Annotated in this window: 27 protein-coding genes; 12 read left to right on the forward strand and 15 right to left on the reverse strand. The window is 63.6% G+C overall.

Translation table 11 applies throughout. The features are described from left to right. Positions 1-51: 51 nt before the first annotated feature. From tatC to AC6I21_RS07525, 4 genes are all read left to right on the forward strand, one after another. Positions 52-810, forward strand: a complete 759-nt coding sequence (tatC, locus tag AC6I21_RS07510) for a twin-arginine translocase subunit TatC (protein ID WP_497763408.1) — start codon at positions 52-54, stop codon at positions 808-810. A gap of 38 nt (positions 811-848) precedes the next feature. Beyond that, positions 849-3,626 (forward strand): DEAD/DEAH box helicase, encoded by a 2,778-nt coding sequence (locus tag AC6I21_RS07515; protein ID WP_246049828.1) that lies wholly within the window; start codon positions 849-851, stop codon positions 3,624-3,626. Positions 3,627-3,659: 33 nt separating this feature from the next. After that, entirely contained in the window at positions 3,660-5,261 is a 1,602-nt protein-coding gene (locus AC6I21_RS07520; RefSeq protein WP_497763380.1) for an amidohydrolase, read from the forward strand. 369 nt (positions 5,262-5,630) lie between these two features. Continuing rightward, entirely contained in the window at positions 5,631-6,365 is a 735-nt protein-coding gene (locus AC6I21_RS07525; protein ID WP_497763381.1) for a polyprenol monophosphomannose synthase, read from the forward strand. Between the two features lie 192 nt (positions 6,366-6,557). Here AC6I21_RS07525 and AC6I21_RS07530 read toward each other — a convergent pair whose 3' ends face one another. The 6 genes from AC6I21_RS07530 to zapE all read right to left on the reverse strand — a co-directional run bounded on the left by AC6I21_RS07530 (position 6,558) and on the right by zapE (position 11,185). Then, entirely contained in the window at positions 6,558-6,905 is a 348-nt protein-coding gene (locus tag AC6I21_RS07530) for an RNA polymerase-binding protein RbpA (protein WP_054821413.1), read from the reverse strand. A gap of 171 nt (positions 6,906-7,076) precedes the next feature. Beyond that, the gene (locus AC6I21_RS07535; protein WP_138926210.1) at positions 7,077-8,000 is read right to left on the reverse strand and encodes an SPFH domain-containing protein; all 924 of its coding nucleotides are present in this window, start codon (positions 7,998-8,000) and stop codon (positions 7,077-7,079) included. A 114-nt stretch (positions 8,001-8,114) separates the two neighbouring features. Further along, positions 8,115-8,585, reverse strand: coding sequence for an NfeD family protein (locus tag AC6I21_RS07540; RefSeq protein ID WP_054821414.1), 471 nt, complete (start codon positions 8,583-8,585; stop codon positions 8,115-8,117). Positions 8,586-8,703: 118 nt separating this feature from the next. After that, positions 8,704-9,540 (reverse strand): putative RNA methyltransferase, encoded by an 837-nt coding sequence (locus AC6I21_RS07545; RefSeq protein WP_497763382.1) that lies wholly within the window; start codon positions 9,538-9,540, stop codon positions 8,704-8,706. Then, positions 9,540-10,181: a peptide deformylase gene (locus tag AC6I21_RS07550; protein WP_497763383.1), complete on the reverse strand. Its 642-nt coding sequence runs from the start codon at positions 10,179-10,181 to the stop codon at positions 9,540-9,542. The genes AC6I21_RS07545 and AC6I21_RS07550 overlap by 1 nt, the downstream gene beginning before the upstream one ends. 5 nt (positions 10,182-10,186) lie before the next feature. Next, positions 10,187-11,185 carry a cell division protein ZapE gene (gene zapE / locus AC6I21_RS07555; RefSeq protein ID WP_497763384.1) on the reverse strand — a complete coding sequence of 333 codons (999 nt, stop codon included), beginning with the start codon at positions 11,183-11,185 and terminating at the stop codon, positions 10,187-10,189. A gap of 375 nt (positions 11,186-11,560) precedes the next feature. Here zapE and AC6I21_RS07560 point away from each other — a divergent pair, with 375 nt between their 5' ends. From AC6I21_RS07560 to AC6I21_RS07570, 3 genes are all read left to right on the forward strand, one after another. Continuing rightward, the gene (locus AC6I21_RS07560; RefSeq protein ID WP_497763409.1) at positions 11,561-11,920 is read left to right on the forward strand and encodes an ArsR/SmtB family transcription factor; all 360 of its coding nucleotides are present in this window, start codon (positions 11,561-11,563) and stop codon (positions 11,918-11,920) included. Between the two features lie 599 nt (positions 11,921-12,519). Beyond that, the gene (locus tag AC6I21_RS07565; RefSeq protein ID WP_497763385.1) at positions 12,520-13,398 is read left to right on the forward strand and encodes a class II glutamine amidotransferase; all 879 of its coding nucleotides are present in this window, start codon (positions 12,520-12,522) and stop codon (positions 13,396-13,398) included. 192 nt (positions 13,399-13,590) lie between these two features. Beyond that, a complete protein-coding gene (locus tag AC6I21_RS07570; RefSeq protein WP_343830652.1) occupies positions 13,591-13,971 on the forward strand; it encodes a DUF3054 domain-containing protein in 381 nt (126 codons plus the stop codon). Here AC6I21_RS07570 and AC6I21_RS07575 read toward each other — a convergent pair. Next, positions 13,954-14,496: a hypothetical protein gene (locus tag AC6I21_RS07575; RefSeq protein ID WP_497763386.1), complete on the reverse strand. Its 543-nt coding sequence runs from the start codon at positions 14,494-14,496 to the stop codon at positions 13,954-13,956. The two genes, AC6I21_RS07570 and AC6I21_RS07575, sit on opposite strands and share 18 nt — an antisense overlap. Beyond that, on the reverse strand, positions 14,493-15,029 hold the full coding sequence (locus AC6I21_RS07580; protein ID WP_497763387.1) for a hypothetical protein: 537 nt from the start codon (positions 15,027-15,029) through the stop codon (positions 14,493-14,495). The genes AC6I21_RS07575 and AC6I21_RS07580 overlap by 4 nt, the downstream gene beginning before the upstream one ends. 222 nt (positions 15,030-15,251) lie before the next feature. Between AC6I21_RS07580 and AC6I21_RS07585 the strand changes: the two genes are divergently transcribed. Then, positions 15,252-15,533, forward strand: a complete 282-nt coding sequence (locus AC6I21_RS07585) for an Lrp/AsnC family transcriptional regulator (RefSeq protein WP_054820817.1) — start codon at positions 15,252-15,254, stop codon at positions 15,531-15,533. A 97-nt stretch (positions 15,534-15,630) separates the two neighbouring features. Here AC6I21_RS07585 and trpD read toward each other — a convergent pair whose 3' ends face one another. Next, positions 15,631-16,704, reverse strand: coding sequence for an anthranilate phosphoribosyltransferase (gene trpD, locus AC6I21_RS07590; RefSeq protein ID WP_497763388.1), 1,074 nt, complete (start codon positions 16,702-16,704; stop codon positions 15,631-15,633). A gap of 288 nt (positions 16,705-16,992) precedes the next feature. On the opposite strand from trpD, the gene ctaE reads away from it, so the two are divergent. The 4 genes from ctaE (at position 16,993) to qcrB (ending at position 21,293) form a co-directional block, all read left to right on the forward strand. Further along, complete coding sequence (gene ctaE, locus AC6I21_RS07595) at positions 16,993-17,631, forward strand: aa3-type cytochrome oxidase subunit III (protein ID WP_138174001.1); 639 nt, start codon at positions 16,993-16,995, stop codon at positions 17,629-17,631. 75 nt (positions 17,632-17,706) lie between these two features. Continuing rightward, positions 17,707-18,498: a cytochrome bc1 complex diheme cytochrome c subunit gene (qcrC, locus tag AC6I21_RS07600; protein ID WP_138174003.1), complete on the forward strand. Its 792-nt coding sequence runs from the start codon at positions 17,707-17,709 to the stop codon at positions 18,496-18,498. A gap of 69 nt (positions 18,499-18,567) precedes the next feature. Next, positions 18,568-19,617: a cytochrome bc1 complex Rieske iron-sulfur subunit gene (gene qcrA, locus AC6I21_RS07605; RefSeq protein WP_138174005.1), complete on the forward strand. Its 1,050-nt coding sequence runs from the start codon at positions 18,568-18,570 to the stop codon at positions 19,615-19,617. A 2-nt stretch (positions 19,618-19,619) separates the two neighbouring features. Further along, on the forward strand, positions 19,620-21,293 hold the full coding sequence (qcrB, locus tag AC6I21_RS07610) for a cytochrome bc1 complex cytochrome b subunit (protein ID WP_138926220.1): 1,674 nt from the start codon (positions 19,620-19,622) through the stop codon (positions 21,291-21,293). A 244-nt stretch (positions 21,294-21,537) separates the two neighbouring features. Here qcrB and AC6I21_RS07615 read toward each other — a convergent pair whose 3' ends face one another. From AC6I21_RS07615 to AC6I21_RS07640, 6 genes are all read right to left on the reverse strand, one after another. Further along, the gene (locus tag AC6I21_RS07615) at positions 21,538-22,257 is read right to left on the reverse strand and encodes a hypothetical protein (protein WP_497763389.1); all 720 of its coding nucleotides are present in this window, start codon (positions 22,255-22,257) and stop codon (positions 21,538-21,540) included. A gap of 105 nt (positions 22,258-22,362) precedes the next feature. Continuing rightward, entirely contained in the window at positions 22,363-23,145 is a 783-nt protein-coding gene (locus AC6I21_RS07620) for a GntR family transcriptional regulator (RefSeq protein ID WP_138174011.1), read from the reverse strand. A gap of 129 nt (positions 23,146-23,274) precedes the next feature. Beyond that, on the reverse strand, positions 23,275-23,676 hold the full coding sequence (locus AC6I21_RS07625; RefSeq protein WP_054820881.1) for a cytochrome c oxidase subunit 4: 402 nt from the start codon (positions 23,674-23,676) through the stop codon (positions 23,275-23,277). 2 nt (positions 23,677-23,678) lie between these two features. Continuing rightward, entirely contained in the window at positions 23,679-25,397 is a 1,719-nt protein-coding gene (ctaD, locus tag AC6I21_RS07630; RefSeq protein WP_054820880.1) for an aa3-type cytochrome oxidase subunit I, read from the reverse strand. Positions 25,398-25,403: 6 nt separating this feature from the next. Beyond that, positions 25,404-26,294: an aa3-type cytochrome oxidase subunit II gene (ctaC, locus tag AC6I21_RS07635; protein WP_138174273.1), complete on the reverse strand. Its 891-nt coding sequence runs from the start codon at positions 26,292-26,294 to the stop codon at positions 25,404-25,406. Between the two features lie 213 nt (positions 26,295-26,507). After that, positions 26,508-26,882 (reverse strand): HesB/IscA family protein, encoded by a 375-nt coding sequence (locus tag AC6I21_RS07640; RefSeq protein WP_054820879.1) that lies wholly within the window; start codon positions 26,880-26,882, stop codon positions 26,508-26,510. Between the last annotated feature and the right edge of the window lie 114 nt (positions 26,883-26,996).

Genomic DNA, 26,996 nt, shown 5'->3' on the forward strand with positions numbered 1-26,996 from the left:
CCAGATACCAGCGGGCGGAAGAAACGGCGGCCCAAGGACCCCGAAGGCCGGATGGCGCTGCGGGAGCACCTGGCCGAAGCACGCAACCGCCTGTTCAAGGCGCTGATCGCGCTGGCCCTGGCCACCGTCGCCGGGTTCTTCTTCTACGACGAGGTCCTGGACCTGCTGTTCACCCCGGTCCTGGCCGCCGGCGGCTCGGTGAACTACGCGGCGGTGATGTCGCCCTTCGACATCATGCTCAAGGTCTCGCTGTTCATCGGCCTGGTCCTCTCCTCACCGGTGTGGCTCTACCAGCTGTGGGCGTTCATCGTCCCGGGACTGAAGAAGAACGAACGCCGCCTCGGGTACTCCTTCGCCGCCGCCGCGGTGCCGCTGTTTTTGGGCGGGGTCGCGATGGCCTATTACGTGCTGCCCTTCGCCCTGCAGTTCTTCGTCGGCCTGGCCCCGGAAAACTCGGAGATGCTGCTGACGATCGACAACTATCTGCCGTTCATCTTCCGGCTGCTGCTGGCCTTCGGGCTGGCCATGCTGGTGCCGGTGCTGATGGTGGGGTTGAACATGGTCGGCGTGCTGCCGGCCCGGCTGATCCTGAAGAACTGGCGCATCACCGTCTTCCTGATCGCCCTGGTCGCCGCGATGGCCGCCCCCGGCGGCGATGCGATCACCATGTTCGCCCTGGCCGGCCCGCTATTCCTCACCTTCGCGGCAGCCACCCTGATCTGTTACCTCAACGACCGCAAACGCTCCAAGAAACTTGCCGAGCAGGAAGCCGAGAATGAACGGCTGACTCGCGGGGAACGTCTGGAGTAGAGTCGGCCAACCCCCAACCTAGGAGACACCGAGTCAAAGTGAGCACCCCAGCCGAACGCTACCAGCAGGCCAAGGCCCGGGCAGTTGAGCGCGGCACCCTGATGCCCGACTTCCGTGCCAGCCTCGGATTCGACCTGGACCCGTTCCAGGAGCAGGGCTGCCAGTCGGTCGCCCAGGGCAAGGGGGTGCTGGTGGCCGCCCCCACCGGGGCCGGCAAGACGGTGGTCGGTGAGTTCGCGATCTTCCAGGCCCTGGCCCAAGGCCGCAAGGCCTTCTACACCACCCCCATCAAGGCGCTGAGCAACCAGAAGTACTCGGACCTGGTCAAGGTGCACGGGGCGCGCAATGTGGGCCTGCTGACGGGGGACACCTCCATCAACTCCGAAGCCCAGGTGGTGGTGATGACCACCGAGGTGCTGCGCAACATGCTCTACGCCGACTCACGCACCCTGGACGGGCTGGGCTACGTGGTGATGGACGAGGTGCACTACCTGGCCGACAAGTTCCGCGGGGCCGTGTGGGAGGAAGTGATCCTGCACCTGCCGCAGAACGTGCAGATCATTTCCCTCTCCGCCACCGTCTCCAACGCCGAGGAATTCGGCGGCTGGCTGGACACCGTGCGCGGGGACACCGACATCATCGTCTCCGAACACCGTCCGATCCCGCTGTTCCAGCACGTCATGGTCGGCACCAAGCTGATGGACCTGTTCGCCGAGGACGTCTCCTTCGACCAGACCGCCGGGCAGCAGTCCCGCGCGGCGGTGAACCCGGACCTGCGCAAGCTCACCCGGCCCTTCCGTCCCGGCGGGCGCGGACGCCGGGGCGGCTCGCGGGACCGCTACACCCCGCCGCATCCCGAGGCGGCCCGCGCCACCCGCCCGCAGAGCATCATCGCCCTGGACCGGGCCGCGCTGCTGCCGGCGATCTTCTTCATCTTCTCCCGCAAGGGCTGCGACAACGCCGTGCACCAGTGCGCGATGGCGGACCTGCGCCTGACCACGGACGCGGAAGCCGCGGAGATCGCCGAGGCGCTGGAGGAAGTCGCCTACCGGATCCCCTCCGATGACCTGGAGGTGCTCGAGTTCTGGTCCTGGCGGGACGCGATGATGCGCGGGTACGCCGCCCACCACGCCGGGCTGCTGCCGATCTTCAAGGAAATCGTCGAGGACCTGTTTGCCCGCGGCCTGCTCAAGGTCGTCTTCGCCACCGAGACCCTGGCCCTGGGCATCAACATGCCGGCCCGTTCGGTGGTGCTGGAAAAGCTGGTGAAGTTCAACGGTGAAGCACACGTGCAGATCAGCGCCGGGGAGTACACCCAGCTCACCGGGCGGGCCGGACGGCGCGGCATCGACATCGAGGGCCACTCCATCGTGATGTGGAACCCGGAGGTGGAACCCGAGGCGCTGGCCGGTTTGGCCTCCAAGCGCACCTACCCGCTGAACTCCAGCTTCCGCCCCACCTACAACATGTCCACCAACCTGCTCGCCCAGTTCGGCCGGGAACAGACCCGCCGGATCCTGGAGTCCTCCTTCGCCCAGTACCAGGCCGACCGCTCCGTGGTGGGTCTGGCCCGCCAGGTGCAGTCCCGCGAGGAATCCCTGGCCGGCTACCAGAAGGCCATGCAGTGCCACCTGGGGGATTTCCAGGAATACAGTGCGCTGCGCCGCAAGCTGAGCGCGGCGGAGAAGAACTTCTCCCGCAACCGCCAGCACGAACGCCGTTCGGCGGCGGAGAAGTCCATGCAGGCGGTGATCCGCGGGGACGTGGTGGACCTGCCTGGCTCGCGGCGCTTTGGCCGGGCCGTCATCGTGGAGGTGGACACCTCGCTCTACGACCCGCGGCACACCGTGCTCACCGAGGAAGGCCGGCTGCGCCGGCTCTCCGTGGAGGACCTGCGCGGTCCATTGGAGATCGTCTCGCGGATCAAGGTGCCCAAGGCGTTCACCGGCAAGTCGCCCAAGGAACGCAAGGACCTGGCCGCGGCGCTGCGCAACGCCATCCACGAGCACCGGCCCCCGCGCAAGGACGCGGCCGGGTTCGACTACGCCGGCAGCGACAACTTCGAACGCGAGGTGGAGGGGCTGCGCCGCCAGCTGCAGGACCACCCCTGCCACCACTGCTCGGACCGTGAGGAGCACGCCCGCTGGGCCGAACGCTACTGGAAGCTGAAGAAGGAAACCGACCGGCTGCGCCGGCAGATCTCCGGACGCACCAACACCATCGCCAAGCAGTTCGACAAGGTCTTCGCGGTGCTCGAGCACTTCGGCTACATCGCCCCGCAGGCCGAGGACGACGAACCGGTCATCACCGATGCCGGGCGCCGGCTGCGCCGCATCTACGGCGAACGCGACCTGCTGACCAGCCGGGTGCTGGAAACCGGGGCGCTGAACTCGCTGAACGCCGAGGAGCTGTGCGCCGTCACCGCCGCCCTGGTCTACCAGGCCCGGCGCGACTATGACCGCCCGGACCCGAAGATGCCCACCGAACGGGTGGCCGGGGTGTGGGAGCTGATGGTCAAGTCCTGGGCGCAGCTTTCGGACGTGGAGGAGGCCAAGGGCCTGGAACCCACCGCCCCGCCGGAGTCCGGGCTGATCTGGCCGATGTACAAGTGGGCACGCGGCGCCACCTTGAACACCTGCCTGCGCGGGGCGGATCTGGCCCCCGGGGACTTCGTGCGCTGGGCCAAGCAGGTCATCGACACCCTGGACCAGCTGGCCAAGAACCCTGACCTGCCCACCAGGCTGTCCAAGAACGCGCGCAAGGCCGTGGACCTGGTCAAGCGCGGAGTGGTGGCCTACTCGAATGTATTGGATTAGCACCTACAGGTGCGGATTGAGGACTAGGAATTCATGGCACTGACCCTGTACCGCAACGGATCGATCTACTCGTCGGCCGACCCGTTCGCCACCGCAATGATGATCGACGGGAACACCGTCGCCTGGATCGGCGGCGAGGAAGCCGCCGACCGCCAGGCCGAACGCGCCGATGAGGTCATCGACCTTGAGGGCGGGCTCGTTACCCCGGCCTTCGTGGACTCCCACACCCACCTGGCGGATTTGGGGGCCGTGCTGGCCGGTGAGGACCTCAGCGCCGGCCGCAGCCCCGAGGACCTGGTTGCGCGGCTGCGGGAGCTGGCCGGGGCAACTGAGGGGCAGATCATCACCGCCCACGGCTGGGACGAAACCCGCTGGGCCACCGGGCAGCTGCCCGCCACCGAGCAGCTGGAGGCCGCGGCCGGCGGCAAGGGCTACTACCTGACCCGCATCGACAAGCACAGCGCCCTGGTCAACCAGCGGCTGCTGGAGCTGCTGCAGCTCAAGGACATCACCCCTGGCCTGGTGCACGGCGCCGAACGCGATAAGATCGCCGCCGCCCTGGACGCCGACCCGGCCCGGGTGTCCGCCCACCAGCGCCGGGCACTGGAGCACTACGCCTCCCGCGGCTTCGCGGTGGTCGTGGAAATGGCCGCCGAACACCTGGGCGGCAAGCCGGCGCTGAAGGCGCTGCTGGCAGAGGATGACCCGCAGCTGCCCGAGGTCTACGCCTACTGGGGCCAGGCGGTCAGCGGCGCGGATGAGGCCCGCGCGCTGGCGGACGAATTCGATTCGCCGCGGCTGCTGGGCCTGGGCGGGGACCTGAAGGTGGACGGCTCGCTGGGCAGCCGCAGCGCGGCCCTGCGCGAGGACTACGCCGACGCGCCGGGTGAGCGCGGCACCCTGTTCCTGGAACCGGAGCAAATCGCCGCCCACCTGGTTGCCTGCAGCGAAACCAACACCCAGGCCGGTTTCCACGTCATCGGCGACGCCGCGCTGGACACCGTGCTGGACGGGTTCGACCTGGCCGCCGAACGCATCGGCGTGGCCCGGCTGCAGGCCGGCCGGCACCGCCTGGAGCACGCCGAAATGGTGGATGAGGCCAGCCGCCAGCGCCTGCTGGTCTACTCGATCACCGTGTCCATGCAGCCGCGCTTTGACGAGTACTGGGGCGCGGAGCACGGCATGTACCGTCAGCGCCTGGGGGAGCGGGCCGGGCAGATGAACAACCTGGCCGCGATGCTCTCCGCCGGGGTGCCGGTGGTGCTCGGCTCGGACGCCCCGGTCACCGAGGTGGATGGCTGGGCGACCGTGCGGGCGGCGATGCGGCTGAACCAGCCGGCCGGGCGGATCTCGGCCCGGGCCGCGTTCCTGGCCCAGACCCGTTCCGCCTACCGCGCCATGGGCCAGGCCAGCCCGTACACCGGGCAGCTGGTGATCGGCGCCCCGGCCACCTTCGCGGTGTGGAGCGCCTCCGAACTGGCCGTGCAGACCCCCGATGAGCGCATCTCCTCCTGGTCCACCGATGCCCGGGCCGGCACCCCGCTGCTGCCGGTCATCGACGAGCAGATCCCCGAATGCCTGCGCACCGTGCGGGCCGGAATCACCCTGTTCGACGCGCTGCCGGTACGCTCCTAGCACCGCGCCCCAAGCCCCCGGAAAGGCAACTGCCAGGAAGCGCTGATTGCATGTGTGACTTGGCGCAAGTTTGTGTATCCAGTAGTCACCGGATGGTTGACACAACCGGTGGGTAGGGGACTAGGCTGGTGATCAGCGCCACGCCGCGGGCCGCTTTCCGGGCCCCTGCGGCGTAGCACATCAAGTTGATCCCCGGTGACCTTAGATAACATTCCCTGCCGTGCGGCGGGGGATAGGGCCGAAGTCACCGGGGATCAACTGTGTCACAACGCGGTTGAGCGCTGCCCGGGTGACTATAATTTGAATTTGGACTAATTCCCCCGGACCGAGCTGGCGGGGATGCCAAGCAGAATTCGAGAAAGGTGCCGCGTGCGCGTCATTACGATCATCCCCACGTACAACGAGCTGGAGTCACTGCCCCTGACGGTGGGACGACTGCGCAAGGCCGTGCCGGACGCCGACGTGCTCATTGCCGACGACAACTCGCCCGACGGCACCGGCGAGCTGGCCGACAAGATGGCGGCCGAGGACAGCCAGATCCACGTCATGCACCGCAAGGGCAAGGAAGGGCTGGGCGCGGCCTACATCGCCGGCTTCCGCTGGGCCCTGGAGCGCGACTACGACGTCATCGTGGAAATGGACGCGGACGGCTCGCACATGCCCGAACAGCTGCCCCGCCTGCTGCAGGCCAGCGCCGAGTGCGCCGACCTGGTGATCGGTTCGCGCTGGGTCAAGGGCGGGGAAGTGGTCAACTGGCCGCTCTCGCGCAAGATCATCTCCCGTGGCGGCAGCTTCTACTCGCGCACCCTGCTGGGCCTGCCGCTGAAGGACATCACCGCAGGCTACCGCGCCTTCAAACGCGAAACCCTGGAGGCCATCGACTTCGACGCGATCGAATCGCGCGGCTACGGCTTCCAGGTGGATATGACCTTCCGCGTGGCGATGCTGGGCATGCGCATCGTCGAGGTCCCGGTGACATTCGTGGAACGCGAGCTGGGGGATTCGAAGATGAGCGGAAACATCGTGGTTGAGGCGATGCTGAACGTCACCCGCTGGGGCCTGTCTGCCCGCTGGAAGAAGCTGACCGGCAAGCTGCAGAAGTAGCCGCTGCGGCGCTTTGCCGCCAAGAACAGGACGCCGCGCGTTCGGGCCCACCGGCCCGGGTGCGCGGCGTTTTCCTTTCCCCGCCGGCCCTGGGCCTTAGGCGGAACACGGCGCCAGAGACGCAAAAGGTGAGGCTGCCCTCCCCGTGGGGAAGGGCAGCCTCACCGTGTGCTTGTGGCGGAAGGACGCGTCCTAGACCGCTTCGCCGCGCGAGGCGCGCAGCTGGGTCAGGCGGTCGGCCAGGATCTTTTCCAGTTCCTCTTCCGAACGGCGCTCCAGCAGCATGTCCCAGTGGGTACGAACCGGCTTCTCGTTGGTCGGCTCGGCCTCCTTGGCTTCGCCGTGCACCAGCTTGGCTTCCTTGCCGGCCTTGGTCAGCCAGGTGGCCGGGATGTCGGCTTCAGCGGCAAACACCACGAAGACGCGTTCGCCGTCCTCGCTCTGGTATTCCACGCGCTGGCGTGCAGCCGGCTCTACACCTGCCTCAGATTCCATGCTCTGTGCGCCCAGGCGCATGCCTCGTAGGCTGCGATCGCTCATGTTACTCCTTACGAGAGGTCTTCGTGTACGCTACACATTCCAACGGTCGGTGTGGCCAAAAGATTCCCCGCTCCAGTGGCCGGCACCCAAAATAACCATTATACGTGCCAACGGCGGGACCCGTTTCCGGATCCCGCCGTTGGGGACTGAATCATAGGGCGGAACCGGGTATTAGACGCCCGTGGAGCCCGAGTCGTTCTTCCGAGCCGAGTCGGATACGCCGCCCAGCGCGCCGCCGATGCCCTTCAGGGCCTCGGTGACCTCGCTGGGGATGACCCACAGCGTGTTCGAGGTACCTTCGGCCAGCTTCGGCAGGGTCTGCAGGTACTGGTAGGCCAGCAGCTCCTGGTCCGGGCGTCCGGCGTGAATCGCGTCGAACACCTTCTGGATTGCCTGGGCTTCACCGTCGGCGCGCAGGATCGAGGCCTGGGCGTCACCCTCGGCCTTGAGGATGGCGGCCTGGCGTTCACCTTCGGCGGTGAGGATGTCGGACTGCTTGGTGCCCTCGGCGGTGAGGATCGCGGCGCGGCGGTCACGTTCGGCGCGCATCTGCTTCTCCATCGAGTCCTGGATCGAGATCGGTGGGTCGATGGCCTTCAGCTCGACGCGGGAGACGCGGATGCCCCATTTGCCGGTGGCCTCATCCAGCACCCCGCGCAGCTGGCCGTTGATCTGGTCGCGGCTGGTCAGCGCCTCTTCCAGGTTCAGCCCGCCGACCACGTTACGCAGCGTGGTGGTGGTCAGCTGCTCAACGGCCTGGATGTAGTTGGCGATCTCATAGGTCGCCGCGCGCGGCTCGGTGATCTGGAAGTAGACCACGGTGTCGATGGAGACCACCAGGTTGTCCTCGGTGATCACCGGCTGGGGCGGGAAGGAGACAACCTGTTCACGCAGATCCAGCAGCGGCAGCAGTCGGTCAACAAAGGGGATCAGGATCGTCAGCCCGGGATTCAGGGTGCGGTTGTACTTGCCCAGGCGCTCGACGATGCCGGCGCGGGCCTGGGGTACGATGCGCACGCTGCGCAGCAGCACGACGATCACGAAGATCGCCAGAACCACGAGCACGATTATCAGCCCAAGTGAATTGGACTCCATGGGTACTCACTTTCTTGGTGCGTTGATGATTTGGTCTTTGGTCTGCTCCCTGGCCGGCGGGTTTGCCGTGGCCGCGCATCCGGTCAAGGGGCGCACCGGGGGAGCTGACGGGTGTTAAAGGTCGGCCTCGGGCTTCAGCTTCAAATAGGCGGTCGCCCCTTCGATGCGGCTGACGACGGCATAGCTGCCGGGATCCATGCTCGGCTGGTCCACGTCGGTGCGGGCCGTCCAGACCTCGCCGACGATCTTGGCGCGCCCGGAGATCCGGGAGACCGGTTCGAGCACCAGTGCGTCCTGGCCGATCAACCGGTCAATGTTCGTGCGGAACCCCTCCGGCGCCTTGCGCAAATGCCTGATGGCAATCGGGCGCACCAGCAAAACCATTGCCAGTGACACCAGACCGAACACCACCACCTGCAGCCAGCCCGGGCCGCCCGCCAGGGCCACGGCCAATCCGCCGAGCGAACCAACGCCGAGCATGATGAAATACAGGTCCAGTGACAGCATCTCCACGATCGCCAACAGCAGGAACACCGCGAGCCAGATGACCCAGGCGTTGCTAAGAACCCATTGCGCTGTACTCAATGCCTCATACCTTCGTTTACGAGTTCAGCCGCCCCGACAATCCGGTCGGCTTTGCCTCCATTCTGCCGCATACGCCACTGGATGTCGGTAGTCACTTAGGGGGATATTTGGTTTCGCACTATCCGAATGAGTAAATGCCGAAGGCGGCGGTGACCCGGCGCGGACCCAGGCGCTCGACGGTGGCGGCCAGCGCCTGTTCATCCAGGTGATGCCCGGCCGGCCCCATGAACGCCAGGTTGTACAGCGCCATGGGGTCCAGTTCCATGGGGTAGCTCAGCTCCCGCGAGTCGAGCAGCTCCAGCCCGGCGCCAGCGAACCGGGCCACCAGCTGCTCTTCCTTATCCGGGGCGATTCCCAGCATCTGCAGCTCCTGGCGGATCTCCTGCAGGTGTGTGGGCAGGGCGGTGACCACCACGCAGGTGCCACCGGAGGAGAGGACCCGGCGGAACTCGGCCGGGTTGTGCGGGGCGAAGCAGTTGAGCACCACCTGGCGCGAGGCATCCGCTGTGGGTAGGGTGCGCCACACATCCCACACCAGCGCCGTGGTGGAAGGCAGTTTTGCGGCACGGCGCATCGCATAGCGGGAAATGTCCAGCGCCACCGCATCCACGGCACGCGAGCCCGCGGCGCGCAGCAGCTGGCCCAGGTAGTAGCCGGTGCCGGCCCCGGCATCCAGCAGGTGCAGCGGCGCCCGATCCTCCGGCAGCCTGGCGGCGGCGATGATGGCCTCGGCCAGCGGCAGGTAGTGTCCGGCCTCGAGGAAGGCCGCCCGGGCGGCGACCATTGGCGCAGAGTCCTCAACGAAGTTCGTGCCCTTGCCGGTCAGGAAGTTGAAGTACCCCTGCTTGGCGGCATCAAAACGGTGCCCGTTTTCGCAGCGCAGGCTCGGGCGTGGGTCAGCGAACCGCTCCAGGGGAAACTGGCACAGCGGGCAACGCAAAGTCGTGGATGGCATCAGAACCCCAGCAGGCTGCGCGCCTGGTCCAGGTCGAACCCCGGGTAGCGGAAGGCCTCGGAGGCACAGACCAGGGAGCGGGTCTCGGCCCGGTCAATGTAGACCGTGCCGCGCAGGTGATCGATCTCGTGCTGCACGATGCGCGCCTGCCAGCCGGAGAAGTCGCGTTCCTGCGGGTTGCCGTCACGGTCCAGGTAGCTGGCGTGCACGGCGGTGGGGCGGCTGACTACGGCCTGGAAACCGCTGAAGGACAGGCACCCTTCGTAGAACGCCGCCTGGCGTGCGCCGATCGGGGTATAGCCCGGATTGATGAACTCCAGGTAGTCCAGGGGCTCGCGCTCCCGCTCGCGGGCGGCGTCGGCGTCGATTGGATACCGGTCCTCCAGCACGGCCAGCTGCAGCGGAATGCCCAGCTGCACGGCCGCCAACCCGACACCGGGGGCAGCGTGCATGGTGTGGCGCATGACCAGCAGCAGTTCGTTCAGGATCGGCGCATCCAATTGGCCGTCGTAGGGCAGCGCCGGCTGGCGCAGGGCCGGGTGGCCCAACTGCACGATGGGCGCCACGTTCTGCTGCGCGTGCTGCAGCACCTGCTCGACGATCTGCCCCAACTTCTCCGGGCCGAGTTCGCTATAGTCCATGGTTCCTAGTATTTCCGATGCCCAGCCGCTGCGGAAACCGGCAGCTGGGCCAGGCGGGAGAGCAGCCGGTCGCGTTCGATGCCCTGCAGGGCCTGGCCCAGACGCTGCAGGTTATCCGCGCAGTACAGGTGCACTTCGCGGTTCTGGTCGTAAAGCACGTCGATCAGGTTCGCGAATCGGCGCTGCTCATCCATGGGCATGTCCGCCACCGCGGGAATGTCGGTGATGATCCAGTGTTCGAAGCGACGGCTCATCTCCAGGTAGTCACGGGTGTTGCGGCGGGTGCGGCACAGCTGGTCAAAGGACGTGCGCAGCCCGGTGCCCTGCATGTACACCGGTTCGATCTCGTCGTAGCCAACGCGAAGAGTGGTTCGCGGGGTGGTCGGGGCCGGGGGAGTAGCCCCAACGTTCAGGCTTCCGGCCCGGTAGCCGCCGGCCGCCGAGGCGGTCGTGGGCACCGTGCGGTAGTCCAGCCGGTGATCCAGTTCGTGAACCAGGAAGCTGCTGCGCACAACGGCAATGGTGGGCTCGATCAGATGGTGGAAATACGGGTCATCCAAGAGGAATTCCGGTGCGTAGTTCGAGGTGGTGATCAGCCTGATCCGGTGTTCCTGGCAGTAGCCGACCAGCCGCGCCATGAACATCGCGTCCCCGGGCTCAACACAATGGAACTCATCGAAGCACAGGACCTCCAAACCCGACAGCTCGCGCTGCAGACCGCGCATGAAGATTGGTCCCTTGGGGCCGGTTTCCGAAGCACCGGCCCGGCTGACCGCATCAAAGAATTCGTGGAAATGCATCCGTGCGCTGCTGGCTGGATCCAGGGTCTGCATCAGGGCGTCCAGGATCATGGTTTTTCCGCGCCCGGGTGGGCCGTAGATGTAGCAGCCGGTCGGTGCCGTCTCGTTGGCCCCCGGGTCCAACAGCCGGGATAGCGCCCCCATTAGCTCCATCTGGGATTCATCTGGGGTAATGGCCTGGCGTTCCAGGAAGTGGGTGAGCATTTGTTGGCGTTCGGTGCAACTAATTCTTCCCAGGGCTGTCGGGGCTTCAGAGGCATGCATTCCACCAGTTTGCCAGCAGCTTCTGGCCACTCAAATCAGACCCGTGCTCCCATGCAGTGCTCCGCGGCGCCCAGTCGCTTGCTACCCAGTAGTGATAAACCTAAAAACACAGGTCAAAGTGCGTTTCGTCGTGGAAGAATGGTTTTACCTCAGGGGAGTGGGCGGCACTATTGCTCGCTGGTGTGCCGCAGATCATTTGCTGACGACCCCTCGCCATATCGTGGGCTGGTGCCCATAATGGGTAGCACCAGGGCGTGCATGGAACCGGTATCGGTTCCATGGAACTGCGGTGGATGTTCGGGGAGAGTGAGTGAAATGACCGACTATGCCGTAACACCTGCTCGTGATGTGATCATATCCAACGAGCTGCTGGAGATGTCGATGACGGTGCTGAAAACGTTGGCTGACCCGGCTCGGCTGCAGATGCTGTGGGCGTTGTCGTCATCCGATCACACCCTGTCGGAACTGTCGCAGTTTGTGGGTGTCCGTCCATCGGTGGCCAGCCAGCTGCTCTCACGCCTGCGAACCAAAGGTGTGCTTCAGACGCGTAAGGAAGGTCGGCACATGGTCTATTCCATGAGCGACGAGCGGCTCAAGCAGTTCATCGCGCAGACGCTGAACTTCGCGGACTACCGGCTCGACGTGGCAAATGCGGAACCCGAGGATGAGGACTAAAGGCAGAACCCAGGCAGCATCATCCCAGCGCAGGAACCTGCCGACCCAAGGCCCGGATACGGGTGCCACTACCCCGATAATCCCCAGTTCCATAAAGAGCCGATAATCTACATTATGTAAAGTAGAGGATTTCAGAATGCCTTTGGGGGCTCCCCTTGGTGACCTCTTGTCGCCTGCCACGTGCTCCCATTACGTGGCACCAATCGGTCATCGGGTAACCCGGCTTAGACACCTTCGGTGCGCTTGCTGACGATCAACCGGATTCATTGCACAGCGATATGGCGCATGATGCGTTGGTCTCGGCTTCGCATGCGGGCACGAGAATGCCCAGGGTCACGAACTGACGAGCGCGCACCGAAGAGGTCAATGACAGTGCGTGGGAACATCGGCACCTTGCGTTCGCTGGTGCCGCGGGTTCCAGGGGCCGCTCCCCTGGCCATTTCGCGATCCCAGCCGTGTCCAGAAGCCATCTTCCGGATTCACGTGCATGCAGAAGATGAAAGGAAACTGATAGGAAATCGGCCATCCTTGAATATCCCCGTCTGATCCCTCCATGGTGGAGAAAGTGTTCAATTCAATGGGGAACTTAAGGTAGGAACATGTGCCGTTTGTTCGGGATGCACGCAGGTAACGATCGAGCGAGGGCAACCTTCTGGCTGCTGCACGCGGCAAATAGCCTGGCGATTCAAAGCCATTATGAACCGGATGGCACCGGGGTGGGCACGTTTGACGCGTCGGGGCATGCCATCGTGAACAAGCAGCCGCTCACGGCCTGGAAGGACCGTGAGTTCGCGCAGGAAGCGAAGAACCTGAAGAGCGAGACGTTCCTGGCCCATGTCCGATATGCCAGCACGGGCGCGCATACGCAGATCAATACGCACCCGTTTGAGGAAGACAATCGGCTTTTTGCGCACAATGGGATTGTCGAGGGCCTGCAGGCCCTCGATGAGCGCCTGGGCGAACTGGGCACGGAGTCGCTGGTGCGCGGCCAAACCGACAGTGAACGGGTCTTTGCATTGATTACTGCCGAGATCCGCAGGGCAAATGGCGATATACGCGTCGGGATCAAGGCGGCCCTGGGCTGGATCGCCGAGAATCTGCCCGTGTACAGCCTGAACATGATTCTGACCACGGCAGATGAATTGTGGGCAGTGCGCTATCCCGAGACCCACGATCTCTATGTCCTGGACCGAACTTCCCAGAGCAGCGGTGAGGACCACGCCCTGGTGGCCGACAGCCGTCGAATTCGGACGCACAGCCCTGAACTGGCTGACCGTCATGTGGTCATAGTCGCCACCGAGAAGATGACCGACCATGCTGACTGGCGGCTGCTTGAATCTGGCGAACTGATCCGGGTCGGTGAAGACCTGCGGGTTTCCAGCGAGGTCATCTTTGATGAACCTCCGCGGCACCTGCTGAAGCTGGAACACCTGGATCAAAAGGCGGCAGCCTCGCAACATCCACCGAAGACTGCTTAACAGCTCTGGTGCAGGGTGATTGGGTGCCGCTGACGGTGCCTCGCTAGCGAGGATGTCAGGGGCTGCGCCAGGAAGAACCGGTCCCACTCCCCTGGTTGCAATGTGCATGAGTGGTTGCAATGTGCATGAGCTAACACGGTGGCGGTGTGTGCGCGGACAGGCAGGGCGTGGCGGGCGACCTAAGATGGAGGCATGACTGCCAAAGTTCGCTCATGGCCATGGTGGGTTCTGCTTGATGTGGTTCTCGTCGTTATTTTTGCCGCCTTGGGGCGCCGCTCGCACGAGCACTCGCTGTCCGTGGCGGGTATCGCCGAGACGGCCGCGCCTTTTGTGCTGGCCTACCTGGCCATGACGCTGATTTCCCGTCCTTGGCTTACTATCAACCGCATTTGGCCTACCGGCGTTCTGGTCTGGGTTGGCACCGTGGCTCTTGGCATTGCCCTGCGGCTTGCCTTTGGCTCGACCGCTGCGGTGCCGTTCATCATTGTTGCCGCCGTAGTCCTTGGCGTCTTCCTGATCGGCCGTCGCCTGTTGACCCGCCTGCTGACTCGTAGCTCAGCCGAGCAGCATTAGGCCCAACCCGTAGGCCCCGGCCGCACACAGGGTGCTGCTGAAGGTTCCAAGAATGAACTGCTCGGCCGCGTTGTGGTCTTTCAGTTCCGAGAACCGGCCCAAGCCCTTGATCGCCAAGATGACGGCAATGCCCTCAGGCCAGTTGGCCCAGAGGGTACAGACGAAGGCCGTGCGCTCGAGCAGGCCGATCCACAGTCCGCCGCGCAGGGGCGACTCCCCCGCCGGCGACTTGGTTTTCCGTGCCTGGTGATTGGCCGCCAGATGAAAGACCAGCTCCGTGTAGGGGCTCCCGATTGCCACGGCGAAGACAACCGAGGCGGTGACGACCAGAACAAAGGGCACTGCCGCGGCATCGGGATCATGCATCGCGATCACCGCAACGATGGCCGCTGCCAGCGCAATGGCGAAGGAGAGCACCGTCAGGCCAACCTTCAGCGGCGTGGGACGCTTTGCCGGCTTGAGCAGATGCGTGCCGGCGGCAACCACGGTGGAGGCCAGCATGAGAAGGAAGGCCGCCCAGGTCATGACTTCTCCCCCGGCTCAATCAGCTTGCCCAGGGCCTTCGCCGATTCGAGCATCATGCGATTGGTTTCAAACCACAGGCTCGACGCCAGGCGCATGGACACCGCCTGCTGGGTGATCCCCAATTCCTTGGCCACCTCGCTCTGGGTCATCCCCCGGTCCATTAACAGGCCGGCTTCCCAGGAGGTGCTGCGGCGCTTGGCGACGATGCTGGCCGTCAGCTGCAGCTCCGCCTCGAGCCGCTCCGTCTCTGGATGGGCGGAGCTCACCGCGATGCTCCCGGCTGCTCGCTTGGCGCGTTCCACCGCATCCCGGGCGTGTTCAAAGGCCGGGCCGCGCCCGGCCCGTGTCTCCTTCGGCAAGGGCAGTTCCACCTCGCCAAACCCCACTCCCACGCTCCACTCCCCTGAGGCTGCGAGCATGACTGCCAGGTGTACCGCTTCGCCGGCGTGATCCAGGACGCCCTGAACCTCGTCGCCGGCGGTACGCTGGAACGGACGCAGCGGTCCGACGGTGGAGTTGGCGTTTTCGATCAAGTGCTCAACCTTGTCCTCGCTTTTGCGGGAACCGCGCTGATCAACGGTCAAAACAATCATGCCACAAGGTTACAACTTTGTAATCGAACGCACAAGTCTATAGATTTGTGCGACCGGTCATTTACTGGGGGGCGCCCGAATGAGGTCGATCACGCCCGTGGATTAGACTTAATCTAGGTTCCCGGCCGCTTTGGCCTTCCGCATCACTCCAGAGAGGTACTCATGGTCACCGCGTTCGTCATGATCCAGACAGCCACGGACAGCATCCCCGAATGCGCACAGCAGATCTCGGAGATCGAGGGGATCAGCGAGGTGTATTCGGTAGCCGGTGACTGGGACTTGATCGCCATTGCCCGGGTGCGGCGGCATGACGATCTGGCCACAGTCATCCCCAATGAGCTGTCCAAGGTTCCCGGAGTTCGCGCTACCCAGACCCACATTGCCTTCCGCGCCTACTCCAGCCATGACCTGGAAGCGGCCTTCTCGCTGGGACTGGACGACTAGCGCTCTCCTCCACGACAGACGCGCAAGGCGTCTGCATCAGCCCCAGGGCTTGTGCAGACGCCTTGCGCGTTTTGGTTTCCGGTGGTTCAGGGAGCAGCTAGCGGCTGCTCTGCTTTGCGTTCTGGTTGGCCTCAGCCCACCGCTGTAGGGCCTGCGCCGCAGCGCCGCTGTCAATTGACTGCTCGGCCCGGCGCATGGCCGCGGAAATCCGCTCATTGAAGCTGCCCTCGGCTTGCTCGTCGTAGGCGACGATTCCCACCGCTGCATTCAATACGACGGTGTCCCGCACCGGGCCAGCGGCGCCGTTGAGGACCTCGTGCACAACCCGGGCGTTGTGTACGGCATCGGCCCCGCGCAGCTGATCCAGCGTGGTGCGCTCAATGCCCACCTCGCTGGCATCGAACATGAACTCCTGGACCTTGCCCTGACGCACTTCCCAGACGCGGTTCGATGCCGTGGTGGTCATTTCATCCAGCCCGTCCTCGCCGCGGAACACCAGGCCGCGAGCTCCCCTGGCCGCCAGCACGCCGGCCATGATCGGCGCCATGCGCAGATCCGAGCAGCCGATCGCGGAAGCCGAGGGCAGTGCCGGATTGGTCAGCGGTCCCAGGAAGTTGAAGGCAGTGGGGATGCGCAGCTCGCGGCGGGCCACGGCCACGTGGCGCATGGAGGGGTGGAAGAGGTTCGCGAAGCAGAAGGCGATGCCGGACTGTTCGTACACCCAGGGCAGGCGCTCCACCGGAACATCCAGTTTCACCCCCAGGACCTCGAGCACGTCGGCCGATCCGGAAGATGAGGAGGAAGCCCGGTTGCCGTGCTTGACCATCTTCACCCCGGCACCGGAGCACACCAGGGTGGCCATGGTGGAAATGTTCACCGTGTTCTGCCGGTCTCCCCCGGTGCCCACAATGTCTAGGGTTTGTCCCTCGATGTGAATCTTGCGGGCATTGGCCACCATGGAGTCGACCAGGCCGGTCAATTCGGCGATGGTTTCACCCTTGGAGCGCAGGGCCACCAGGAAGCCGGCGATCTGCACATCGGTGGCGTTGCCGGACATGATTTCATTCATCGCCCAGGCGGCCTCATCGCGCTGCAAATCCCGGCCGCTGATCAGGGCGGAAAGCAAGCTCGGCCAAGTGGGGAACTTTTGGGAAGACTGGGTCGTTGACACGAGTACAAGCTTAATGAGGAAGCGCGCCGGGCTGCCACTTCATTGCGTCGCATGAGTCACACCAAAAGCCCAGAATTCCGGGCAAAATAGCGGATAATTAAGGAACAATCACGTTGCTTAAGTCCTGCAACACGGCCCCCGGCGCGACACGGCTCTACAAATTGTAGAAACAGTTTCTCGGCTACTTCCGCGAGTTTCCGGGCTTGTGGCCGAGGTGTGGTGCAAAAAACCACTGTCACGTGCCTTTTGCATTGGTATCTTCGGTCCGTTTAGAGACATAATGACAGTGTGACAACTGCGACTCATGCCCCAAATACACCGGTGCCAAGTGCACCGAACCGCCCCAATATGGCGTCGGTGGGAACGATGGTGTGGCTCTCCAGCGAGCTCATGTTCTTCGCCGCCCTCTTCGCCATGTACTTCAGCCTGCGCGCTGCCGCGCCAGAGCTCTGGGCGAATGAAACTGCCAAACTCAACGTGCCTTTCGCGCTGACCAACACCTTGATTCTTGTTGCCAGCTCGTTCACCTGCCAGATGGGTGTCTTCCGCGCCGAGGAGTTCAAGGCCCGCCGTTCCGGTGGCGTCTTCAACTTCAAGGAGTGGGGAATGATTGAATGGTTCATCCTGACCTTCATCATGGGATCCATCTTCGTCTCGGTCCAGGCATATGAATACGCCATGCTCGTTCACGAGGGTGTGGCTATGAGCTCGAACTCCTACGCTTCGGCCTTCTACATCACCACCGGCTTCCACGGCTTGCACGTGCTCGGTGGCCTGATTGCGTTCCTGCTGATCATCAGCCGTGCGATGCTGGCCAAGAAGTTCGGCCACTTCGAGGCGACTGGCGGAATCGTCGTGTCCTACTACTGGCACTTCGTTGACGTCGTGTGGATCGCCCTGTTCGCGATCATCTACTTCCTGAAGTAGGCAACTAACAATCATCAGTTGCCTCCATAGAAGTAGGGCAACACCACACCAAGAAATAAGTGAGGAACCAGCAAAGTGAAGGCTCTTTCGAAAAAGCGCCGCCACCCGCTCGCCGCTGTGGCTCTGCTGTTGTTTGGTCTGCTGGTCACCGGCAGCCTCTACACTGCAGCGGGCAGCATCAACGAAGCAAAGGCGGCCACCGCGACCGCTTCGGCTGCAGACATCCAGGAAGGCCAGAAGCTGTTCGTTGCGAACTGCGCGACCTGCCACGGGATGAACGCCGAAGGCACTGACTCTGGACCGACCCTGATCGGCGTGGGCGCAGCCTCCGTTGACTTCCAGGTGGGCACCGGCCGCATGCCGATGCAGATGCAGGGCCCGCAGGCCCAGATCAAGCCGGTCCAGTTCAATGACGAGCAGATTTCGCAGCTCGCAGCCTACGTGGCCAGCCTGGGTGCCGGCCCGGCGATCCCGGACGAAGAGTACCTGGACACCGAGAAGGGTGACGCTGCCCATGGCGGTACCGTCTTCCGCGTCAACTGCGCCATGTGCCACAACGCTGCGGCAGCCGGTGGTGCTCTGACCCGCGGTAAGTTCGCACCAACCCTGGCCGGTGTCTCTGAAAAGCACATTTACGAAGCGATGGTTACCGGACCGCAGAACATGCCGGTCTTCAACGATTCGAACATCACCCCCGAAGAGAAGCGTGACGTCATCACCTTCCTGAAGACCATTGAAGCCAACGGCACTGCCGGTGGCGCCGCCCTGGGTGGCCTTGGTCCGGTGGCTGAGGGTCTGTTCGTTTGGACCGCCGGATTGGGCATCATCATCGGCTTCGCCGTTTGGTTGACCTCGCGTCCTTCCTAAGACGCCCACGGCTTCGGCCGACCCCATCACTACGTACATTAAATTCTTGAGAGAAGGATGAGAGACAACATGGGCAACCATAGTCACGGGAGTCCCGAAGACTCGGGCACCGTTGCTAAGGCTGACGATGTGGCTCAGGATCGGTTCCCGGATCCGGGTCTACCACCGCACCGTCCGCGCATCGCAGACCGCGACCCGCGCCAAGCCAAGCGACACGAGCGCCAAGTAGCGCTGCTATTCATTATCTCCATCATCGGAACCGTGCTGTTCTTCGTGGCCTACTTCGTGCTGGGCCACCTGGGCGACATGACCTTCGCCGAACTGCGCGTGCAGAACGCCATGCTCGGCCTGGGCACCACCTTCGCGATGCTGGGCATCGGTGTGGGCATCGTTCACTGGGCCCGTACCCTGATGCCGGACCACGAGCTGGTCGAAGAGCGTCACGAAATCCGTTCCGAGGAGGACCGCCAGGACGCCGCCGAGATCGTTGACACGATCCTGGAAGAGTCCGGCATCAAGCGCCGCCCGCTGATTCGCAACACCCTGATCGGTGCGCTGGCACTGGCCCCGATCCCGGCGATCTTCTACATGCGCGACCTGGAGCGCTCGGGCAAGACCGCCCACCAGATGGTCGACCAGCTGCGCCACACCATGTGGGACACCGGCGTCCGTCTGACCCGCGACCCCTCCGGCACCCCGATCAAGGCCTCCGACGTGCAGATCGGCTCCGCCCTGCACGTGATTCCCGAAGGCCTGAACGACGCCGAGCAGCCGCTGAACGAGAAGGCCAAGGCCGTTGTGCTGGTCATGCGCATGGATCCGGCCGAGATGCAGATCTCGGAAGGCCGCGAGGACTGGCACGTGGATGGCATCGTCGCCTACTCGAAGATCTGCACCCACGTGGGCTGCCCGATCGCGCTGTACGAACAGCACACCCACCACCTGCTGTGCCCGTGCCACCAGTCGACCTTCGACCTGACCCAGGAATGCAAGGTCATCTTCGGCCCGGCCGGTCACGCACTTCCGCAGCTGCCGATCATGGTTGACTCCGAAGGCTACCTGGTAGCCCGCAGTGACTTCCACGAGCCGGTTGGCCCGAGCTACTGGGAGCGTGGTTAGTCATGTCAACGAACGCTGAGTTCACTGCCAAGACCCGCACCGGCCGCATCACCAACTTCGTGGATTCCCGCGTGGGTGGTTCGGCCATCGTCAAGGAATTCGGCCGCAAGGTCTTCCCTGACCACTGGTCATTCATGTTCGGTGAAGTCGCCCTGTACACCTTCGTACTGCTGGTGCTTTCCGGAACGTTCCTGACCTTCTTCTTCGATCCGTCGATGACCCACATCGTCTACAACGGCTCCTACGTGCCGCTGAAGGGCACCGGGATGTCGGTGGCCATGCAGTCCACCATGGACATCTCCTTCGATGTGCGCGGCGGCCTGTTCATGCGACAGATCCACCACTGGTCCGCGCTGCTGTTCGTGGCCTCGGTTTCGGTGCACATGCTGCGCGTGTTCTTCACCGGTGCGTTCCGTCGCCCGCGCGAACTGAACTGGGTCGTCGGCTGTGTGCTGTTGATCCTGGGCCTGGCTGCCGGCTTCACCGGCTACTCGCTGCCCGATGACCTGCTCTCCGGTAACGGTCTGCGCATCATCGACGGCGTGATCAAGGCGCTGCCGATCGTTGGTACCTACATCTCGATGTTCTTCTTCGGTGGCGAGTTCCCGGGCGAGGATGTCATCCCGCGCCTGTACTCGCTGCACATCATGGTCGTGCCGGCGCTGATCATCATGATGGTGGTTATCCACCTGTTCATGGTTGTCACCCACAAGCACACCCAGTACCCCGGCCCGGGCCGCACCAACAACAACGTTGTCGGCTTCCCGGTTGGCCCGGTGTACGCTGCCAAGGCTGGTGGATTCTTCTTCATCATCTTCGGCATCGTGGCCTTCATCGCAGGCTTCTTCCAGATCAACGCGATCTGGAACTACGGTCCGTACGACCCCTCCCCGGTGTCGGCCGGTACCCAGCCTGACTGGTACATCGGTTTCGTTGACGGCGCCCTGCGTCTGATGCCCGGCGTGCTTGGCAACTTCTCGTTCGAATGGGTCATTCCGTTCCCATGGGGCGACAACACCCTGGTGCTCTCGGTGCTGCTGCCGGCCCTGGTTCCGGCAGGCATCCTGTTCGCGGTCATGTTCACCTGGCCGTGGATCGAACGCTGGGTCACCAAGGACAACCGCGAGCACCACGTGCTGGACCGTCCGCGCAACGCGCCGTTCCGCACCGCCGTGGGCATGGCCGGTGTGGTCTGGTACTGCACCATGTGGGCCGCTGCGTCCTCGGACCTGATGGCCACCCACTTCCATGTGTCGCTGAACGACGTGACCTACTGGCTGCGCGTGCTGTTCATCGTGGGACCGTTCGTCGCGTTCTTCGTGACCCGCCGCATCTGCCTCTCGCTACAGCGCAAGGACCGGGAAACCGTCCTGCACGGCCGCGAGACCGGCACCATCCAGATGTCGCCGGAGGGCGGCTTCGCGGAGAAGCATGAGGAGCTGGATGCGTACACCCTGTACCATCTGACCAACTTCGAGGACCGCAAGTTCATTCCGGCCGAGCCGGATGCTGCAGGACACATCTCCCGCCAGGAGAAGCGTCGTGCGAAGTGGTCGAAGTTCTTCTTCGAAGATCGCGTCGCCCCTGTCACCCCGAAGGAGCTGGAAGCAGCACACGCTGCCCACGGCCACCATGAGGTCGAAGGTGCAACCGACAGCGCATCCATCGAGAAGTAAGCTCGAAACGCATTAGTCACATCTAAAACGGTGGGACCCGCAGCCAGCGGGTCCCACCGTTTTCGTTTAACCACTGGCCGCTACCCCGCCATGGCGCACCCAAGGCCAGCGCTTGGCGGCGGCTCAGCAAGCCGCCGGCCCGCCGCACGCCGATCCCCCTGCGCGAACCGGTGCGGGCCACTGCGCGGAAACCGGTGCGCTGGCCACCGACACCGCTGCTGGCACCACGGTGTGGGAAAAGCCTCTACTCCGCTCCGCCAGCGGTATCGTCCCGACCCGTCAGGCGCTCACTGAGATGATCCAACGCCAGCGCGACCTGCCCTGGATCCCGCAAAAATCCCAGATGCCCCAGCTGCAGTCGCTGCGCGGGCCACCCGGCTGACACCGCCCGCTCCCAGTCCCCAAGATAACCATCGCTCAGCAGAAGATATCCAGCCGCCGCCTGCGCGCTCCAGCCTGCGGGCAGGGGAAGACGTTCATCCACGTAGGAGGCCGCCACGCGTGGACAGCGCTCATCCAGCTGCGCGAAGTCCGCATCACTGTTCACCAGGGCCCGCACGCTCTCCCGCGGCCACCAGCGCGACCAGCGCGGTAGCAGGCCTGCCTCCGCCCTGCCCCGCAGGGGCTCTCCCAGTGACGCGGGCACCAGCGCCAGGCAGCGGCCGTCAAACAGCGGCAAAATGGCATCCAGGAAGATGGCTGGGGTTCCAGGAAAACGGTCCAGCAGGGAGGGTAGATAGGCGCCCGCGTTGGAGTGGGCGATCACGACCACGGGATCCGCCCCAACCTTGCCACGGAGGCCATCCAACGCCGCTGAGTACTGTTCAAGCGCCTCTTTGGCCCCTTCGCCGGGATCAGTGCCCTGAACCTCCACTTGATGTTCTCGGCCCGTCAGCTGTTCGGCCAGGGGCAGCAGGGCGCTCGGTTGCAGAAAGATGCTCGAGAGCAGCAGAAGGCGTGCCATGGCGCTGAGATTATCAGCTGCGGCAACGAGATGTACACGGCGGTTCCCCCTAGAACCCCCGCCAGGGGCTTGAAGGCGCTTGCACGCCGGCCGGGAGGGGGAACCCTAGAACGAGGTGGAATAACGCGGCGTGCGGGTCCCCAGGCGCTGCAGCGGTACGAAGAGCTTGTAGCGGTCCGAACGGTAGAGCGAGACCGAGTAATCGGCCAGGCGTTCGCCGATGTAGGCGTAGCGGGTGATCTGCAGCAGCGGAAACCCGTCTTCCACGGCCAGCAGTTGGGCCTGTGCGGGGCTGGCGGCCGTGCTCTCGACCTGATCCTCGCCCCACTCCAAGAGGATGCCGTAGCGCTCATGCAGTGTTTGGTAGAGCTTCGAGGGTGGCTGCCCGTCGACGAAACCGGGGACCAGGTCGGCCGGCATGTAGTTCTCGTCCAGGCTCATGGGGGTCCCGTCCGCCAGCAGCAGGCGCTTGAAGCGCACCACGGGTGTCCCCTCGTCGACCATCAGCTGGCTGGCCAGGTGGGCGGACGCCTTGATTTCGTCGAACTTCAGCACGTGCGCGTCCGGGACCATGCCGCGGCGCATCATGTCCTCGCTGTAGGAGTGCAGACGGACCCGCAGGTCCATTTTCTCCGGAACCACGAACGTGCCGATCCCGACGACGCGTTTGAGCACCTGTTCGTCCACCAGCGCGTCGATGGCCTGACGGATGGTTTTGCGCGCCACCCCAAAGTGCTCGGCCAGTTCACGTTCCGGCGGCAGCTTGAAGCCCGGCTCGCACGACTCCCGGGCGTGGGTCTTGAGGATGCGTCGGATCTGCCGGTACTTGCTCTCGCTCGATTCTGGGTCGAGGCGGGCCGTGACGGCCGGCTGCGGCGCGTAGCGCATGGCCAGCTCCTTCCACTGGGTCTTCTCCCATTAAACGCCATCCCGGAGGCCTGGCGACAACGCCCCTACGCTCGGGTTAACTGAGAAAGGGCGACGAGTTCGAAAACTCGTCGCCCTTTCTCAGTTTACTTAGTGAGCGTGCTTGCCACGGCTGAATTCGTTGACCCAGCCGACCACGCCGATGATGGCCAGGCCAGCACCGATGTAGAAGACCCACCAGCCAACGGCCAGACCCAGGAAGCTGATACCAGCTGCCGAGGCCAGAACCAGCGGCCACCAGCTCCACGGTGCGAACAGGCCGATGTCGCCTGCGTTCTCGTGGATCTCGCCGTCAACACGGTCCTCGGGACGGATGCCGACGTTCTTGGCGGTCATCTTCAGGTACCAGCCGACCATGCCGGACATGGCGGCGAGCATCAGCAGGGCCAGCATGCCAACCCATTCTTCCCAGTTGACCATGTAGCCGTAAACGATGGCTACCGGAGTGAAGAAGAAGATTCCGCCCATGAAGAGCCAGGATTCAATTTTCATTCTTACTTGTCCTTCTGGTCAGCCGGGCCGAAGATCTTCGCGACCGGGTTTTCCGGAGTAGCACGTCCGTTCAGTTCCGGGTGGTGCAGGTCCAGGGCCGGACGCTCAGAGCGGATCCGCGGGATCGAGTGGAAGTTGTGACGCGGCGGCGGGCAGGAAGTTGCCCATTCCAGCGATGCGCCGAAGCCCCACGGATCATCAACGGTGACCTTCTTGGCCTGACGGTGGGTGATCCAAACGTTCCAGAAGAACGGGATCATCGAGATGCCAAGGACGAAGGAGAACACGGTGGAAACCTGGTTCATCATGGTGAACCCGTCTTCCGGCATGTAGTCGGCGTAGCGACGCGGCATGCCGATGACGCCCAGCCAGTGCTGGATCAGGAAGGTGCCGTGGAAGCCGATGAACAGCAACCAGAAGTGGATCTTGCCCAGGCGCTCGTTGAGCATGTGCCCGGTCCACTTTGGCCACCAGAAGTAGAAGCCGGCGAACATGGCGAACACAACGGTACCGAAGACCACGTAGTGGAAGTGTGCCACCACGAAGTAGGTGTCAGACACGTGGAAGTCCAGGGCCGGAGCCGAGAGGATAATACCGGTCAGACCACCGAACAGGAAGGTCACCAGGAAGCCGATGCTCCACAGCATCGGGGTTTCGAAGGTGATCGAACCGCGCCACATGGTCCCGATCCAGTTGAAGAACTTCACGCCGGTCGGAACCGCGATCAGCATGGTCATGAAGCCGAAGAACGGAAGCATGACGGCACCGGTCACGTACATGTGGTGAGCCCACACCGAAACCGAGAGGGCGGCAATGGCGATGGTCGCGAAGACCAGGCCCTTGTAGCCGAAGATCGGCTTGCGGCTGAAGACCGGGAAGATCTCCGAAACGATGCCGAAGAACGGCAGCGCGATGATGTACACCTCGGGGTGACCGAAGAACCAGAACAGGTGCTGCCAGAGCACCGCTCCCCCGTTATCCGGATCAAAGATGTGTGCACCCAGACGACGGTCGGCACCCAGTGCGAACAGCGCAGCTGCCAGCGGCGGGAAGGCCATCAGGATCAGGATCGAGGTGATCAGGGTGTTCCAGGTGAAGATCGACATGCGCCACATGGTCATGCCAGGTGCGCGCAGGCAGATGATGGTGGTAATGAAGTTCACTGCACCCAGGATGGTGCCGAAGCCGGACAGTGCCAGACCGAAGACCCACAGGTCACCACCGACGCCCGGAGAGAACGTGGTGTTGGACAGCGGTGCGTAAGCGAACCAACCGAAGCTAGCGGCGCCCTGAGGAGTCAGGTAGCCGGCCAGGGCAATGGTCGAACCCAGCGAGAAGAACCAAAACGCCAGGGCGTTCAGGCGAGGGAACGCCACGTCGGGCGAACCAATCTGCAGGGGCATCATCACGTTCGCGAAGCCCGCGAACAGCGGGGTGGCGAACATCAGCAGCATCACGGTGCCGTGCATGGTGAACAGCTGGTTGTACTGTTCCTTGGTCTGCACGATCTGCATGCCCGGCTCAAAGAGCTCGGCACGGATCAGCAGTGCCATCACACCACCGATGCAGAAGAACACAAACGAAGAAATGAGGTACATGTACCCAATCTTCTTGTGGTCCGTGCTGGTGATGTAGTCAACGAAGATGCGTCCCTTTGACCTCGGGACGACGGCCGAGTTGATGCTCTTCACATCATCGGTCGCGTATTCAAAAGTTGTCATGACCGGTTACTCTCCTTCCCCTTGTCCTTCGTGCTCGACGACCACGGAGTTAACCTTGTTCGGCTGACGGTCATATTCCTCGCCGAGGTGTCCGTCTTCCAGCTTCGCCATCTGGGCCTTGAATTCGGCCTCGCTGACGACCTTGACGTTGAACAGCATCTCGGAGTGGTACTCGCCGCAAAGCTCGGCGCACTTACCGTCGAAGGTGCCCTCAACCTGCGGGGTGAGGTACATGTAGTTGGTGCGGCCCGGAATCATGTCCAGCTTCTGCACGAACGCCGGCACCCAGAACGAGTGGATGACGTCGCGGCTGTTCAGTTCCAGGGTGACAGTCTTGTTGACCGGCAGGTACAGGGTCGGCAGGGTCTCCTGGGCGCCGGCCGAGCCGTCCTCGTTCAGGTGAGCCTGCTTGCCAGCGAAGTACTTCTCCTGGCCGTCGTACGAGTAGTTGAAGTCCCAGGCCCACTGCTTGGCGCGGACGTCGACGACAACTTCGGAATCGACCTTGGTGTTGATTGCCTTTTCAACGTTGTTGTTGAAGCTAAAGAAGACCAACACCAGAACCAGCGGAATGGCGGTGTAGAAAATCTCGATTGGCAGGTTGTAGCTGATCTGACGCGGGTAGCCAGTATCGGACTTACGGCGGCGGTAGGCCACGACACACCAGAGCATCAAGCCCCAGGTCAAAACACCGATCACGGTCACAGCGATCCACGAGTTAACCCATAGATCCTGAATCATCCCGGTGTGGTTGGTGGTGTCACGCTCCACGTTCGGGAGCCAACCGCGCTTTACCTCCGCTGAACATCCCGTCAACAGCAGTGCGCCAGTACCTACCAAAGCCATGACTTTGGCTTTGGCAGATCCGCGACTGCCGGTTCGGTCTTGCGAACTCACAGACGGCCCTTCCTCTTTGTTGGTGCAGAATGTGTGGTCTTCGTAGGTCATCCCGCGTTTACGAGTGTGTCCCGTGAGCTGGCCCACGAAGCGAAACATAGTTTTACTACTTAATGTAGAGCTTACCCTCTCAAGCCCCTGAATGCAGAAAAACACCTCTGTTCCAACGAAAGTTTCTTAAACGTTTGAACAGAGGTGTTAGTTCCCGCTGATTTAGTGGAAAGAGTCCCCGCAGGCACAGGATCCGCCAGCCGACGGGTTGTCGATGGTGAAGCCCTGCTTCGAGATGGTGTCCTCGAAGTCGATGGAGGCGCCATTGAGATATGGGACACTCATCTTGTCGACGATCACTTCCACGCCGTCGAACTCGCGCACGTGGTCCCCGTCGAGCATGCGCTCATCGAAGTACAGCTGGTAGATCAGGCCCGAGCAGCCCCCGGGCTGCACGGCGATGCGCAGACGCAGGTCGTCGCGGCCTTCCTGGTCCAGAAGTGAGCGCACCTTTTCGGCGGCCACGTCGCTGAGGTTCACCTCGTGGGTCGGCAACTCGGTGGCGTCGCCCTTGACATCATTTGCTGGTGCAGTCATGTTTCTCCTCCCATACTGCAGTGGTGCGCCCTGCCCCGGTTCGTGGGGTGAAGATGTGCACCTCTCCTCTAGTTTCTATCGTACGACTCATCTGGGAATTCGCACCCATGTTTG

The organism is Glutamicibacter sp. St.4D3 (genome assembly GCF_059728615.1).